General features: G+C 43.2%; 15 protein-coding genes and 1 tRNA gene. 7 read left to right on the top strand and 9 right to left on the bottom strand.

The window, feature by feature from the left end; all coding sequences use genetic code 11:
* Positions 1–176 precede the first annotated feature (176 nt).
* The 3 genes from SCB77_RS01060 (at position 177) to SCB77_RS01050 (ending at position 3,362) form a co-directional block, all read left to right on the top strand.
* Positions 177–1,439, top strand: coding sequence for a hypothetical protein (locus SCB77_RS01060; protein WP_320184583.1), 1,263 nt, complete (start codon positions 177–179; stop codon positions 1,437–1,439).
* 130 nt (positions 1,440–1,569) lie between these two features.
* A complete protein-coding gene (locus SCB77_RS01055) occupies positions 1,570–2,553 on the top strand; it encodes a hypothetical protein (RefSeq protein WP_320184582.1) in 984 nt (327 codons plus the stop codon).
* Between the two features lie 20 nt (positions 2,554–2,573).
* Entirely contained in the window at positions 2,574–3,362 is a 789-nt protein-coding gene (locus SCB77_RS01050) for a leucine-rich repeat domain-containing protein (protein ID WP_320184581.1), read from the top strand.
* Between the two features lie 214 nt (positions 3,363–3,576).
* Here SCB77_RS01050 and SCB77_RS01045 read toward each other — a convergent pair whose 3' ends face one another.
* From SCB77_RS01045 to SCB77_RS01020, 6 genes are all read right to left on the bottom strand, one after another.
* Entirely contained in the window at positions 3,577–3,762 is a 186-nt protein-coding gene (locus tag SCB77_RS01045; RefSeq protein WP_320184580.1) for a CsbD family protein, read from the bottom strand.
* 81 nt (positions 3,763–3,843) lie between these two features.
* On the bottom strand, positions 3,844–4,713 hold the full coding sequence (locus tag SCB77_RS01040) for an alpha/beta hydrolase (protein ID WP_320184579.1): 870 nt from the start codon (positions 4,711–4,713) through the stop codon (positions 3,844–3,846).
* 227 nt (positions 4,714–4,940) lie between these two features.
* On the bottom strand, positions 4,941–5,582 hold the full coding sequence (locus tag SCB77_RS01035) for a DNA alkylation repair protein (RefSeq protein ID WP_320184578.1): 642 nt from the start codon (positions 5,580–5,582) through the stop codon (positions 4,941–4,943).
* Positions 5,583–5,834: 252 nt separating this feature from the next.
* The gene (locus tag SCB77_RS01030; protein ID WP_320184577.1) at positions 5,835–6,359 is read right to left on the bottom strand and encodes a hypothetical protein; all 525 of its coding nucleotides are present in this window, start codon (positions 6,357–6,359) and stop codon (positions 5,835–5,837) included.
* Complete coding sequence (locus SCB77_RS01025; RefSeq protein ID WP_320184576.1) at positions 6,322–6,780, bottom strand: hypothetical protein; 459 nt, start codon at positions 6,778–6,780, stop codon at positions 6,322–6,324. Before SCB77_RS01025 ends, SCB77_RS01030 begins: the two co-directional genes overlap by 38 nt.
* Before the next feature lie 19 nt (positions 6,781–6,799).
* The gene (locus SCB77_RS01020) at positions 6,800–7,474 is read right to left on the bottom strand and encodes a hypothetical protein (RefSeq protein ID WP_320184575.1); all 675 of its coding nucleotides are present in this window, start codon (positions 7,472–7,474) and stop codon (positions 6,800–6,802) included.
* Between the two features lie 335 nt (positions 7,475–7,809).
* Between SCB77_RS01020 and SCB77_RS01015 the strand changes: the two genes are divergently transcribed.
* Positions 7,810–9,525: a helix-turn-helix transcriptional regulator gene (locus SCB77_RS01015; protein WP_320184574.1), complete on the top strand. Its 1,716-nt coding sequence runs from the start codon at positions 7,810–7,812 to the stop codon at positions 9,523–9,525.
* Between the two features lie 162 nt (positions 9,526–9,687).
* On the top strand, positions 9,688–10,548 hold the full coding sequence (locus tag SCB77_RS01010) for a hypothetical protein (RefSeq protein WP_320184573.1): 861 nt from the start codon (positions 9,688–9,690) through the stop codon (positions 10,546–10,548).
* A 142-nt stretch (positions 10,549–10,690) separates the two neighbouring features.
* Here the strand turns inward: SCB77_RS01010 and SCB77_RS01005 are convergent.
* Positions 10,691–10,778: transfer RNA gene (locus tag SCB77_RS01005), tRNA-Ser, on the bottom strand.
* Positions 10,779–10,891: 113 nt separating this feature from the next.
* Positions 10,892–11,776, bottom strand: coding sequence for a bestrophin family protein (locus SCB77_RS01000; protein ID WP_320184572.1), 885 nt, complete (start codon positions 11,774–11,776; stop codon positions 10,892–10,894).
* Positions 11,777–11,835: 59 nt separating this feature from the next.
* Between SCB77_RS01000 and SCB77_RS00995 the strand changes: the two genes are divergently transcribed.
* Both SCB77_RS00995 and trxA read left to right on the top strand, forming a co-directional pair.
* Complete coding sequence (locus tag SCB77_RS00995) at positions 11,836–12,684, top strand: glycoside hydrolase family 25 protein (protein ID WP_320184571.1); 849 nt, start codon at positions 11,836–11,838, stop codon at positions 12,682–12,684.
* 39 nt (positions 12,685–12,723) lie between these two features.
* Positions 12,724–13,029: a thioredoxin gene (gene trxA, locus SCB77_RS00990; protein WP_320184570.1), complete on the top strand. Its 306-nt coding sequence runs from the start codon at positions 12,724–12,726 to the stop codon at positions 13,027–13,029.
* On the opposite strand, the gene SCB77_RS00985 is transcribed toward trxA, so the two are convergent.
* On the bottom strand, positions 13,026–14,354 hold the full coding sequence (locus tag SCB77_RS00985; RefSeq protein ID WP_320184569.1) for a hemolysin family protein: 1,329 nt from the start codon (positions 14,352–14,354) through the stop codon (positions 13,026–13,028). The two genes, trxA and SCB77_RS00985, sit on opposite strands and share 4 nt — an antisense overlap.
* Positions 14,355–14,428: the final 74 nt, after the last annotated feature.

Here is a 14,428-nt window from a genome sequence, read left to right as displayed (position 1 = left end):
CCTTATAAAATTACCGTCAATCGTGGATTGGCAAATCCAGAAAGCTTCTATCCACATCAAGAAGATCCAGTCAACATGGCCAATGTGCGGGAAGATCGGTATGGTTTGTCCTTCCGCCTAGGTGTGCGCTATAAACTGTAACTATTGTAAACAAGTAAAAACTAAAATTAGATATCATGAAGATTTCAAAAAAAATCTATTTGCTACTTCTGCTGCTTGTCTTGGCAGGCTGCGGTAAAAATGCGCCGGAACCAGCAAATCCGACAAACCCAGATGAGGAGATTCCAACAAATCCAGTTGCTGGAATTTCTGGTGACTTGTCTGCAGTAACGCTGACGGCGGGAACCACATACACCGTAACGGGCGATTTAAATGTGCCGGAAGGAAGGGATGTTCCGATTCCTGCCGGTGTAACTTTTGAGTTTAACATTGGCCCCCGGAATGAAGCTTGGGTAATCGATGTACATGGATCACTTTATGTAAAGGGTACCGCTGCAGATCCGGTTGTTTTCACGGGATCAGCGTCCGCTTTGGCATCCGACCGTAACGATGGATACGGAGGGCTTTGGGGAGGTATTCACGCCGGTCGGAAGGCAGGCGATCTTGTGCTTGAATATGCGGAGGTTTTGCATGCGGAAGGCATTGCCCGTGAAGGGACAATCATGACCACGCCGGAATCTGGCGGCAGCGGTCGCTTAGGCGCTGGAGATAGAGGTTACGCGTTATGGTATTGTCGTCCCGCGGATTCCCGCCAAGATGGTGTCTTTATTTTGCTGAATTCGCATATCGCCTATACCTTAGATGATGCCATCCGTACTAATGGTGGTAAAACCTTGATGGCACATAATGTGTTTGAAGTGGTAGGATTAAATGGCGGTGAGGGCGTCAACATTAAAGCCGGTGCTCCTGGTGACTATGCATTCAACCTCTTTTACAACATCGCAACGAATGGATTGAAGTCGGCCGATACTCAAGCTGGCGAACGTGGTATTTTGGAAACCAATTTTTACAACAATACCATTGTAAATTCGGGATACAGACGCGCAGAGGCTGCGCGCGGTGGTAGCCTTAACTACGAGTCGGATGCCTATGGAAAAGCCTACAACAACCTTATTGTCAACTCTCGTTATGGATTACGCCTTACATCTGGCGAAGCAAAACCGCGTGTCGCTTCGTTAAGTTTTGGATACAATTGGCATTATGGTACCGTAACGGATATTACGGAAAACTTCTATCCAACAGGCGCCAACAATCCGTCTAATGGGTTGATAGGATCGGAATTGCCAATACCGACAACGGATGTCATCGGCGCTCCGGGCGCAAACGATCCGCTTTTTGTTAACTACAATGTGAGTACTTTCGCTTGGGCACAACGTGCTAAATGCAAACGCAATTCCAGCGGGTTCGGATTTTCGTCTACGTGCGGCATCGCCCGCTAGAACCGGAGCAAACACCAATTTCGTTCCGAAGTTCGCAGAATATGTGACCTTAAAAGGTGATCGTTACCAAGCACCTGTACCGGCAGCCCATTTTGGGGCATATGGGGTAGCAAACTAAGATCGCGCAGATATGAAGTCATTTTTATTGCTCTTTTTACTAACGGGACTTACTTTCGGATGCGCTATCTCGTGCAAAGATGAAAGCCCCACAGTAGAGGAATCTGAAGAAACTAATGGGTATGATTGGATAGCTCATCAGCCCTTCCAAGTTTCCTATATGGCCGATTTACTTCCTTTTAATGGGGCGTACGAAACGGAACCCATTAATATCGGACCACTGCAGTTGAACGAGAGTTCGGGTCTGTGCAGTAGTGTGAAGAATCCGGGGATGTTATGGACTCATGAAGATAGCGGGAACGTAAATTTTATTTTTCTCGTGGATGCTGCGACAGCCGAAATTGTCTGCCGCTATCGTGTGGTAGGCGCTACGAACCAAGATTGGGAAGATATTGAAATTGCGAAGGATGCCACGAGTGGTATACCCTATCTGTATATCGCGGATACGGGGGACAACGATGAAAGACGACAACCCGTAACGGTATATAAATTGGAGGAACCTAGCTACACGCAAGCCAACCGTGGCATGACTGTGGATATTGATGCATCAACCGTACAGCGAATCAATGTACGATATCCGGACGGAAGCCATGATGTAGAAGGTATGTTCGTGGATCCCGAAACCTCGGATGTCTATTTTGTAACCAAGCGTGATGCTGCATCGAAAGTATATGTGATGCCTTATCCTTACTCGGCAAGTGAAACCAATAACAGCTATTGGGTAGGTGATCTTGGTTTTCGTGAAGCTTCGGCCGCCACGATGAATTTTCAAGGAAATAAAGTGATCATCCGTAATCGGCAGAACATCTTTTACTGGGAGCGACAGGCCAATGAAGCGATTTGGCAAATGCTAGCCCACACCCCCGAGCGCTTACCTTACGTGGGAGAGGTGCAAGGAGAAGCCGTATGCTTCAACGCGGATGACAACTATTACACGACAAGTGAAAGGGCAAGCCTGGCCGGCTATCCACCAATTTATAAATACATCAGGCGATAAGAATAAAAATCAACATAAACATGAAAAAGTTAAACACATTTTTACTGGCATTTATGCTTTTAGGATCAACCGCTGTACTACAATCTTGTAGCAAAGATGACGCTCCAGTTGCGGAAGAAGAGGAACAGATCGATGAGAATACCTTAGAGGTGGAATTTGAAAATGCCGATCTAGCTTCTTTTATCCGTGAGCAATTGGAACTGGCTACAACGGCGAAGATCACACGCGGCGATCTTAAAAAGCTATCATCTCTTAATATTCGTACGGCGATTGAACGCCGTCAGACCTTGGCGAACGTTTCGAGCTTAAAGGGCTTGGAACATGCAACGGAATTGACCCTACTCGATTTTGGCAATACAAAGGTGAATGATTTGACGCCTATCGCGGGCTTAACAAAAGTGACTTATCTGCGTATGAACGAAACGCCTGTTACAGATCTTAGTCCTGTAGCCGATTACACAACACTGACTTATTTTAATGCTAACCAAGCAGGTAGTATTACGGATATCGCCGCATTGGATAAAAATGTAAATATCGAGCAGATTATCCTCCGCGGAAATGCAATAGGCGACAAGATGATGACCACCATCGCCAAGTTCGGAAAATTAAGCAGATTGAATATTCGTAGTACAGGTGTAACCAACATTACGGTATTGGGCGAGATGATGGCAAAGGGTGCATTATTAAAAACAACGCCGGGCTATGTTGAGACAGATGCCGAACTCGATTTGCGCGGAAATAATATTACGGATTTTTCACCTATTCAATCCTATATCGACGACAATACGGCTGTTCCCGTGTCTATGTAGGACTTTTTTGTAATCACACGGGTATATTGATATGGACAGTTACTGTCCGAGATGCGGAGCTCCTTTCGAGCTTCGCATTTTTTTATCCAGCTGTCGCTCTTTAAGGTGTCGCGTTAATGTTTGTGGAGCAAAAAATAGGTAGTTGTCAAAATAAAAATGCGGATAACCATACTGGCCATCCGCATTTTTCATCCAAAACTAAACTACACTAAACCTACAACTCATTCAGCCAACTATTGACCTCATCCTTAGTTTTTCCTGTTGTTTTTTGAAGCTTTCCGAGTAACTCATCTTCTTTACCCTCAGCGTATAATAGATCGTCGTCCGTAAGGTCTGCATATTGTTGCTTTACTTTACCTTTAATTTCGTTCCAACGTCCTTTCCATGTTAATTCACTCATAATATATCCTCCTTGTTTGTATAGTGAACGCTGCCAGCAGCTTTTCGTTTGTAAAAAAATGTTAAAGATGATTTTGTGTACTTAATATTCGTCAGCATTTCCGAAATGGGCAACTATTCCCTGTAACATGGAAACTAAGCCCGTTTCCATATGTGTCATCTCGGGATATTGGAATACAGATAAGGCCATGGAGTCGGTTTGCATTTTACCTATAGCCGCGGCATACTGTTTAACGGGTTCGATAGTCCATTGCTTGTCTTCCTTGCTGCCAATCGTCAAGAAAAGTTTACTGATGCTTTTAGTAGGAGGAAGGCTCACCGCTTGCTTCAAGAAGTAAAAGTCGTTGTACCATATGGCGGGACTGGCAGCCACGAAGCCATGGAATGTTTGTTCTTCACTTTTCTGTTGCGTTTGCATAGCCAATAGGCTGAAGTTGGCGCCAAAGGAATGACCCAACAGCAATCGTTCTTCAGCTAAGCGATAGTTTTGACTGATCGTTGGAATGAGCTGCTCACAAATAAAGTCGTAGAATTTCAACCCGCCACCGGGTGCTTCCATCTCATCGGAGGTAATGGCTTTTGGATACAAGAAATCTCGCACACGCAGGGAGTCCATTTTAGGAATACTACCATAGCCGATGCCCACTAGAACGATTGGAGGTAGCAGTCCAATCCGTTCGTATTGTCGTACAACTGGGGCCAACATAGGAAAGTAAAGATCGGCATCGGTAAGTAGCACCATAGGGTAGTGTTGCTTGCTGCTGTCGGCGTTGTATTCTTCGGGTAGTTGTACAGAAACTTGAAAGCTATCTCGAATCTCGTTGGCATATATAGAAAACTGATGGTTCAGCAGCGGCTCGGCGTCGCCATTTCTTTTATCGGTATTGCATGCTATGAATGCAAATGTCAAACAAAGTATAGCGAGTAAAGAGCAGGGATGTTGTAAAGCCATATCGCAAGGTTATGATTAGATTTTTTTCTTGAATGCACGAATAAAATTATTTTTACGCACATATTCAGAAAATTAACATACCTTAACCTTGTGGGTTACCGTTTAAGGATTATTGTTTTGTGCACCATCATCTAGGTTTGCTCAGTACAGCACGAATATAGACGTTTGTAGATTAAACAAAATTACTTCATCTATTTTAAAGTTATCGACGTTATTTCCTGATAACGTTAAAGACTTCTTTTCTCACTTTCCATAGCAATAAATTCCGGTAGGTAATTTGGCGTACAGCCTTTCGATACCATATCACCCTTGTAAAGCCCTGTTTTTTCACCGAGCTCTATGCAGCGATCCCGATATTTCTTTTCGTATACGCCAATCCATCCGGCAGTGAAGTTCATGGCCCATTGCACTTCAGGCTCTTCGCCTGCAATATTCTTCTCTATTGCCGCAAGTAGGTCAGCCGTGTTTGCTGGGGCCGTCTGTCCGGTCCATCGCAATCTAGCCTGATAATACCAGTAGATGCGTCGCTGAAGCGAAAATGGGCTATCAGCCCAAGATTGCATGAGCGCAATATTCTTTTTGTCTTTGGTAAGCTGATTGGCCATTAGCCAATCTATCAGCTGGTTTCTCTCCGTAGCATCATGGATATACATATCTTCGGTCAGCCCATCGATAATAGTGTGGTCCAGAAGCTTGTTGTCCATGATCAAGATCGCCAATTGTTTAGGCAGGAATAGCTTGGTGGCCCATAGCTCCATTGCTAGCGCGTGGTTTTTCTTTATCTCTTTGGCAATTTTACGTAGATCGCCCAACTTTGTATTGCTGCCAATCTGCGCCAGTATTTTTTCCGCTTCTGTTGTATTTTTCATAACAAAAATCTCCTATAGACAAACGCAGATACCCTACTTGAATGGGTTCCGCCAATTTATAAACCACGAGAATATATTTAAACAACCGCTTATTTTAAGCTAATTTACAAAGTTTTTTGACTTTTTGACTTGTGCTTTTCGCCAATATAGCTACTTGTTGCTGAAGGTGATATGTTTTGACTCTACTAGTTGGACAATGCGATTTTTAAGCTTTTGTTTTTTAGTGATAATGTTTTCCGCATATACGGAACGTTATGGATTTGAGGAAATAAGATTTTCAATTTTATCTAGGATCTCCCGTTCAAAAGCAATACGTCTTGTTTCTTTTTTATTACTGTCGTTGAAGTTTTCGCTGATTGCGTAGTTTTTTAGAAATTGCCTTCGCTTTCTTCCCGTAGCGTAATGCCAAACACCATGCGCGCTGCTCCGCAGAATGACGATGTCATCAAACGGCATGATTTCTTGTTGCGAACATGGTGAGAAACGACGATAGACCATCCTTTGTGATTGTTCAAAAATGTATGTGATAGGAATCAGTACCATCTCCTTCATGAAAAAATAAAGCGATAGTAGCAAAACGGTCACCCCTATAATGAGTAGGGTTTCACTTAGTCTAGGGAACTCAATAAAAAGGTATCCTGCTACTATTAAAATTAGCGACAAGTACCATTTTAACCTTTTTTTATAGTGATAAAACGGCCTGAAAGAAAAGGATGTGGCTGTTTCTACAAGTTGATACCTATCTTTGATCATATTCCATAATTTCTTCCATTTCATTGATGATGTTTTGAACGGCACTGGCGGCAAAAGCCTGAACGATGATCATCGATTTTTCTTTTCCCTTTTCTTGGTAGTAAACCACGAGCTCCGTACTTGTTCGGATCGCGTTAAATGATACGGTACGAAATTCTAAATTCACGATATTGTCAATAGGGATAATGCGTGCTGCTGGTCTTAGTAGGCCTGCTTTGATGCTTATCGTCGTATTACGCATATCAATAATTACTTTTTTTGTAACAATTGCTAATATCGATAAAATGCCCAATGCTAGCATGATCCACATCAGTATGGGAAGCGCTGTATAATGGCTGACGAATGCAAGACCAAATAGGCCTGCTATCAGTACAATATTGAATCCGTATTGCGGTTTCATCGCATACGTATTACCATCTTTGGTAAAATGTTTTAATGTCGTCATGTGTTGATTTTCGATCTTGTTAGAAGGGCATGTGTTTTACTTCATATTGCACAGCATGTTTATCTGCATAGGGAAGTAATAATTCCATCGCTTTCTCATATTTTCTATTCAAATCTATCCCTTTAGTCTTATCGAGATCTCCAATCGCCTCATCTATTTGTTGATCATCAAGCCCGTCATCTATCATTTTAGCTATCCTTGGAAAATCCGTTTTGTAGATTACATCAGCATAGCTGAACATTTCTAATCCAGCATCTATAATGGGTTGTGATTCCTTATCAGAAGTCAATTCTTTAATGCCTTGGATATCGGGCTCAAACATATGGATGTAGTTGTTTTCGATGTATTCGGTGGCGGTTATGCCTTTCTTTACCTTGTTTTCTTTGGTAACAATTGTTAATGATCCGGCAGCTTTTTGGGCACGTATTTCTTTAAAATGCTGTTGGAAGCTTCTCGGAATTTTATTGCCGTTTAGTCCAATTTTGTTGAAGATCTTTTGCGGATTGGCTCCAATCATCGTGCAGGAAAAAAAGCTGACGAACAAACCAAATACGATAATACCTTTAAGTGTATTTGCAAAATTGAATGAAGAAAAGTTTGCTAAATGTCGTTCTTTAGCAAATTTTAATAACGGATGAGGGAATACTTGAGTAAGGAGTCTTTTGTATGTCATGGATGCGATTTTGTTGTTCATAGCCGATTTATTTAGCCTAAGATTTAGCGTTAAACAAAGCTCCGCAGTTTATTTGTCAAATGGTAGCTTGTAGACATTACAAAATTACTACGACATTTGATGAAGCTGTCTACAAAATGACTACATTGGTTTGCTTTGGTTTGATTTACAATGTTTTGTGTTTGTTCGGTGGCTTTGCAATAGCAACTTATATTGTAGGGTACATTTTATACATTTGAGTAATGAGAAAAGCGATTATTTTATGTTGCATCTTATCGTGTAGTCGCCTGTTATTTGCTCAAAGCGTTTACATCGACAGTTTGATCAATCGATTGGAGCAGCCATCAACTAACGGAATGGCAAAAATGAAGATCTATACGTCGTTGGTCGAGCAATTGAGGGCAGAAGATCGCTATGATAGGGCAACGGAAAAGAATAAGGAGTTGATTGCATTGGCAGGTAAAGAGAATAATCTGACGGAGCTTACCAAAGCCAACGTTGCTCAGGGGATAATAGGTGTTGGCGAGGAAAATTATCTGCAAGCACAGATCTACCTAGATTCGGCGCGTGCGACATCAAGTAAGGCTAGAAATAAGTTGGCTATAGCGTATAGCAATTATTTGGAAGGCTATTTACTTAATGAATACGAAGAGTACGAACAGGCTATTCAATTATTTCAAGCTGTTCTTTCTCTTTCAGAACATTTCGACGACGATTTTTTGAAAGCCAAGACCTGTTACCTGCTTTACAGCATTTACACCAATTGGAACGATTTGGACAATACGCTGCGCTATGCGGCTAAGTCTGTGGCTTCAGCGAAAAAATCGGGCGACAAAAATTTGTTGTCAAATGCATATTCCGCTCTCGCCGTAGCTTACACCTACAAATATGATCAACACAAAGATAAATCTGATTTGGACAGCGTGTTCAAGATTTGTGAAGACGCCATCAGGTTAAACCATCAATTTCAGGGTCAAATTGCAAGTCGGACTTACGCTATCGCAAAGCTGAATGTAGCTAGTTACTATTTAAAATATTACCCAGAGAATAAACATGTACTTAAAACACGGATATTCGAAGCGCTAGAAGCGGGGCGAAAGGCACCTCGAAATCAGGTCTTCCTAGCAAATGCTTACGCGATGTTGAGTCATATCGCGCAAGATGAACATAATTTCGCTCAAGCGGAGGATTACCTGAAAACGGCTTATAGCGCGCTCTTGACGGAGAGTCCGGTCTATCTTCATACGATGATAACGATCTGTGAAAGGCTGGCCGAGCTGTACGAAACAACGAAACAATATGATAAAGCTTTTTCGTTTCAGAAGCAAGCAGGTGATTATGCCATACAGCTGTTTGATCAGGAACAGGCTGCTACTTCAAAAAAATTAGAAGCGCAATATCAATATGATAGGAAAGAACAGGAATTACTGCTACACAAGGAACGAGCTAAGAGTTTTCATAAACAAAGACTTTTGTATGCCGGACTTGCAATCATCGGTTTTCTAGGCATATTTTTTATGTTTCGTACCTATACATATCGCTTAAAATACTTGTCGGAGCGGGAGAAACAATTGGCTGCTGAAAAAAACGAAATAGAACTACAGATGCAACTGGAGAGGGTGGCACAGGCTAAACTGTTAGCCGAGCAGGAATTGCTGACACTACAACAAGAAAAACTACAGAATGAGGTCATGACTAATCAATTGCACATCCATCATAAGAATACGGTACTTCAACAACTAAAAGAGAAATTAGATAAGGGCACATTAAATATCAACCAGATAATCCGTGAGGAAAACATCTTGGATAGTGGCTTCGAAAAAGTGAAATTCCAAATTCAAGAAATTCACCCTAATTTTTTTAAGACGCTTAATGAACGTGCTGTGCAGCAACTTTCAGCATTGGATCTTAGGTATTGCGCGTATCTCTATTTAGGGATGGATACCAAACAAATAGCTCATTTGTTACATGTAGAACCTAAAAGTGTGCGGATGACAAAATACCGGCTGAAACAGAAGTTAGGATTAGATAGTGAAACCGTTTTGGTTACCTACTTAAAATCGATTTTATAGCGCTAAACAAGCTTTTTTGTCGTCTACTGAACCTACCTAAATTTTTGTGGCATTTAGTACTTCTCTGTACAGCTAATGAATTAAAATCCAAGTACTAATGATCAATAATGAGTTTGGAATTTTTTTTTATAACAAATATATTTGAAATATAAAGCCGATCTTATGAAGATATATAAACTAATCAAGCAGTATGTTGCATCCGATTACAAAGTTAATAAACACGCTCTTAGTATATTCGTGTTATCAATGGGGCAGTTGTTGTGCCTAGTATTCTTCGCAGCAGCTCAGGATATTGACTTGGGCAGAGGACGGGTAAAAGTGGGGATGTACTCTTTTGCAGTGGGCGAAACGCCTGTTTTTGATCAAGCACATCTATTTCAATATTTTACCTTTTATATAAACAAGGATAAGGTCTTAAGAAGAGAAGATGCTTCCTTGGATGTGTCGAGGACATCGACCACGAAGAGCCAAGATGTAACGTCGACATTAAAGATCAAAGTTTTGGCTCCCAGCTATTACCTCGATCTTGCGAAAAATCAGTCTTATCTAATTTATATAGATAGTTCAAATACATATTATGTAAACCAGTTACCACTGGAAGATTTTACGATGGACGTCTTTTATAGGCAACCTGAGAAGTGGCAGAGTTTTGGTCGCCATGTAAACAGCAGTGAAGCCTTGGACAATGAGCAGGGACAACCATCGAAAGTATTCGAGATGGCCATCTCTTTTCCAACTGCACCGGATAGCGCCTATCTGACGTATGAAAATAAACATTGGCCGGTACGGTCACCGCTAAATTTCTATCTTCCTTCGGACATGTCGGGCTCCAATGTCACCAAGCTGACAACCAAGGTGGATGGAACAGGGAAGCAAGGCGAGAGGGGGAAATATATATTGGTAATGAGGGTGGAGTCGGTGGACGATATCCAAGGGGAGGACGAGTTTTTTAGCATTCCTGAAAATGCTGTGTATACAGAAAGCAAAGATGAGATTATAGGTAGATATAGGACAAGTCGCTAAGGGCGGAGCGCTCGGGATTGGTTTAGCCCCACGGCCCCGCACGCAGCCCTAAACCTCCTCTGGATCGAACCCCGGCCTGCGCTTCGGTTCGAATCAGGTATTCCTTAAAAGAAAAAAGCAGCTAAAAAAAGCTGCTTTTATCTGGCGGAGAGTGAGGGATTCGAACCCCCGGACCTGTTACAGTCAACAGTTTTCAAGACTGCCGCATTCGACCACTCTGCCAACTCTCCGCGACAAAAGTAGAAATTCTATGCTTTTCTGCAAAACTTATTTTAGTGCTATTGTTTTAAGGGTTGAAAATGAGGTAGATTATTTTGATTTCAGCCTTAAAAAGCAGATCAAATCAAGGCTGCAGCACCTCGGAGACATGTTTTTTGATGTTGGCAGCGATCTTATCGATGGGCAAATCGTCGGCATCGACGCCGAAAGGCTCCTCGATGGATTCGCCGATCAGTTCTAGTGAAGCCAGCACATAGAAAATAAAAGGGACAGCAGCGACGACGAAGTAGCCCATTGAAAAAACATAGCCGATGGGCAGGGTCACCGAGTAGACGATTACAAACTTCTTGATGAAAGAGCTGTAGCTTAAAGGGATGGGTGTATTTTTGATGCGCTCGCAAGCGCCGCACACGTCCGTCAGGCTGTGTAGCTCGTTGTTTAAGATGATAAACTGTTCGCCGGAGAGCTGTTTATCAGTGTACAGCACATGCACCTTTCTGAAAATCAGCGCGGCCAGTTGGTTTGGGCCATGTTTACCATCATCCAAGGACTTCAGCTCGGGATGTTCTTTTTCATCCAGCATAAACTTAACATAGTCTGATCGTAGGAAGTTAAACAACGTTTCCGCATAAAGGGGGATAGCGCGGCGAAAAAAGCTTCGCGTATGCGTGTCGTCCGCAGCCACAAAGGCATCCAGCTTGTAGGCCAGCGACCGGCTGATGTTCGTTAAGGTTCCCCATTGCTTGCGCGCTTCCCACCAGCGGTCGTAGGCCGTATTGGTGCGAAACACCAGCAACAGCGAAAGCACAAAGCCCAGCAGGCTGTGCACCATCGTGATATTCTTGATCCAGCTTTTCTCAGATAACTTGAGGTACTCTAATTCCCAGTAGGCTATCCCCCAGGAATAGAGCGCCATCAGTAGCAAGAAGGGCCATAGTTTGCGAAACGTATCGCTGCGATGAAAGAAGACAGCAGCGGTAAACCATTCTTTGGAATTATAGACGCGCATGTTTGTGTTGTTGGATTTCTGTTGTCAATAAAAAATAAATGCACTATTTTCACTGCAATATGGCAAAATCTAAGAGAACGGTCAAGAGCAAGGTGAAAGAGGAGGCGTATGATAAGCGGAAATTTTTGATATGGAGCATCGCCATACCTACGGCAGTCGCTGTTCTGGGCGCTGTGCTGTTCTTGACAGATGTGCAATATGCAGTCAAAAGTTGGATATACGGTGACGACCTCGGCGAGAAGTATACCGACAATGCACATATACAGCGCAACTTGGATCTTATGCGCCGACATGATGACTACCTATATGGTATCGATATCTCGCAATATCAGGGAAAGGTAAACTGGATCGAGGTCAATACTATTCACGACGAAATTCCGCTAGATTTTGTGTTTATTCGTGCCAGTATGGGCGAGAAGAGGAAGGATCGTCGGTTTGATGAAAATTGGCAGGCCGCTGCCAGCCGAACGAAATTGCGTGGTGCTTACCATTATTTCCGGCCCAACGAAAATTCGCGACGCCAGGCGCGTAATTTTATAGAAACGGTACAACTGAAACCGGGCGACCTACCGCCGGTGCTGGATATTGAGGAGCGACCTCGCCGGCAGCCTATGGATTCTCTTAAGGTGGGTTTAAAGCGTTGGCTGGATGAAGTAGAGGCGCACTATGGCGTGCAGCCCATCCTTTATTCGGGCGACAGTTACTTTACAGACTTTCTCGAAAAGGAATTCTCCAATTATGTACTTTGGATCGCTAACTACAACTTTTGGGTAGACAAACCCAAAAAACACTGGCACTTTTGGCAGTTCTCCGAGCGGGGGTCGGTGCGCGGTATCAAGGGAAATGTCGATATCAATATGTTCAAAGGCGATATGGAAGATCTAGAAGATTTGGCCATCCCGTATTGATAGCCTACATGTTTACCTTAAAAACGGTATCTTTAACCCATGGCAACTTTCAACGATATTATTCAGCAACATCCGCTCGTATTGGTGGATTTCTCGGCAACATGGTGTGGTCCTTGCCAAATGTTGGCGCCCATATTAAAGGATTTAAAAGAGCACTACAAAGATCAACTATCTGTCATCAAGATCGACGTGGATAAGAACAATGCCTTGGCCGCCAGTTACCGGGTACAGGGCGTGCCCACCCTTATCCTGTTCCAAAATGGGCAACAGGTGTGGCGCCAGAGCGGCGTATTGACCCTGCCCAACCTGATTGAAGTGGTTGAGCCTCACCTTCATGCCCACTAGTCTTCATTTTCTGGAATATCATGGCGTAGGGTAGATAGTTTTTCGATGAGCACTTTGTCAATGCGGTGGCCATCCATATCGATCACTTCTAGCTTGTAGTTTTTGAAGTGTATATATTCGCCCTCCTGCGGCACATGGTCCAACGTCAAAAAGATCAATCCGCCCAGCGTCGTGATATTGCTGAGCTCCTCTTCCTCATCCTCGGTTAAGGACAAGCTGAAGTGGTTCATAAAATCGCTAAGCTGTATGCGTCCATCGGCTAGGAAAGATCCGTCTTCACGTCTGCGGATGCTGCCTTCGCCATGGCCAAGGTCGGTTGCATCCATATCACCAAACAGGGTGCGCACTATATCTTTAATGGAAACAATTCCCTGCGGAATGCCATACTCGTCGATCACCACGGCAAGCTGCGCCTTTGCATTTTTAAACACATTCAAGATGTTGTAGGCGGAGGTGTTCTCGTTGACAAAGGGGATAGGCTGTATCAGCTCGGGAAAATTGATAGGCTGTTCATCAATGTATTTCCGCAGAAATGTTTTCACATGGATAATGCCCTTCACTTGGTCAAAGCCGCCGTCCACAACCGGAAATTCCGTGTGTTCCGATTTGCGTATAATGGCTTTGTTTTCTTCGAGGCTGTTTTGCAGGTCTAGACAGGCGATCTCCGAACGGTGCACCATCAGGTTTATCGCTCGCTTGTCGCCCAATATCAGGAGCCTGTCCATAAAATCGTGCTCGAAATTTTCAATAACGCCGCTGCTTACCCCTTCATCCACCAGCGCCTTTATCTCTTCTTCGGTCACCGAATTTTCCGATACTTTGATGTTTAAGAGTTTTACAATAGTTTCCGTAGATACACTGAGCAGCCACACAAAAGGTTTAACGATCTTGCTAAGGATCTGCATGGGCGCTGCAATAAAAGAGGCGTAACGCTCGGGTATGGCCATACCTATGCGTTTGGGTACCAATTCACCAACGACTAGCGAGAGATAGGTGATCAACAGCACAACGACGATAATTGACAGTTGTTGGCTATAGGGCGCTAGAAAAGCTACCTCATTAAACCGGAGTGCCAGATAAGAGGAGATGCTACCACCCCCGAAAAAACCGGTCAAGATACCGATCAAGGTGATGCCGATCTGCACGGTAGATAAAAACTGATTCGGATTTTCCTTTAATTTTAGCGCTATTTGCGAAGAATGGTTGTTTTTGTCTGCCATTGCCTGCAATCTTGCCTTGCGGCTAGATACTATCGCTATTTCAGAGGCAGATAAAATACCGTTTAAAATAATTAATGCTAAAATTATGATGATTTCCGTGAGCATGTCGCTGATTTAGTCTCCTAAAAATACAAAATCTTTTTAATAGAAAGCGCGCACCCGCTAAAAAAACAATTTGT

This window comes from Sphingobacterium bambusae, assembly GCF_033955345.1.
In the GTDB taxonomy this organism is placed as follows: domain Bacteria; phylum Bacteroidota; class Bacteroidia; order Sphingobacteriales; family Sphingobacteriaceae; genus Sphingobacterium; species Sphingobacterium bambusae.
The sequence above is the reverse complement of the archived record's forward strand: the minus strand, read 5'-3'. Positions and strand labels throughout refer to the sequence as shown.

What these genes read in the sequence shown, in the direction of transcription:
- SCB77_RS01060 (WP_320184583.1), top strand. Translation starts at nt 177, where the DNA reads ATGAAGATTTCAAAAAAAATCTATTTGCTACTTCTGCTGCTTGTCTTG.
- SCB77_RS01020 (WP_320184575.1), bottom strand. Translation starts at nt 7,474, where the DNA reads ATGAACAACAAAATCGCATCCATGACATACAAAAGACTCCTTACTCAA.
- SCB77_RS01025 (WP_320184576.1), bottom strand. Translation starts at nt 6,780, where the DNA reads ATGACGACATTAAAACATTTTACCAAAGATGGTAATACGTATGCGATG.
- SCB77_RS01050 (WP_320184581.1), top strand. Translation starts at nt 2,574, where the DNA reads ATGAAAAAGTTAAACACATTTTTACTGGCATTTATGCTTTTAGGATCA.
- SCB77_RS01045 (WP_320184580.1), bottom strand. Translation starts at nt 3,762, where the DNA reads ATGAGTGAATTAACATGGAAAGGACGTTGGAACGAAATTAAAGGTAAA.
- SCB77_RS01010 (WP_320184573.1), top strand. Translation starts at nt 9,688, where the DNA reads ATGAAGATATATAAACTAATCAAGCAGTATGTTGCATCCGATTACAAA.
- trxA (WP_320184570.1), top strand. Translation starts at nt 12,724, where the DNA reads ATGGCAACTTTCAACGATATTATTCAGCAACATCCGCTCGTATTGGTG.
- SCB77_RS00985 (WP_320184569.1), bottom strand. Translation starts at nt 14,354, where the DNA reads ATGCTCACGGAAATCATCATAATTTTAGCATTAATTATTTTAAACGGT.
- SCB77_RS01015 (WP_320184574.1), top strand. Translation starts at nt 7,810, where the DNA reads ATGGCAAAAATGAAGATCTATACGTCGTTGGTCGAGCAATTGAGGGCA.
- SCB77_RS01030 (WP_320184577.1), bottom strand. Translation starts at nt 6,359, where the DNA reads ATGAAATGGAAGAAATTATGGAATATGATCAAAGATAGGTATCAACTT.
- SCB77_RS01040 (WP_320184579.1), bottom strand. Translation starts at nt 4,713, where the DNA reads ATGGCTTTACAACATCCCTGCTCTTTACTCGCTATACTTTGTTTGACA.
- SCB77_RS01000 (WP_320184572.1), bottom strand. Translation starts at nt 11,776, where the DNA reads ATGCGCGTCTATAATTCCAAAGAATGGTTTACCGCTGCTGTCTTCTTT.
- SCB77_RS00995 (WP_320184571.1), top strand. Translation starts at nt 11,836, where the DNA reads ATGGCAAAATCTAAGAGAACGGTCAAGAGCAAGGTGAAAGAGGAGGCG.
- SCB77_RS01035 (WP_320184578.1), bottom strand. Translation starts at nt 5,582, where the DNA reads ATGAAAAATACAACAGAAGCGGAAAAAATACTGGCGCAGATTGGCAGC.
- SCB77_RS01055 (WP_320184582.1), top strand. Translation starts at nt 1,570, where the DNA reads ATGAAGTCATTTTTATTGCTCTTTTTACTAACGGGACTTACTTTCGGA.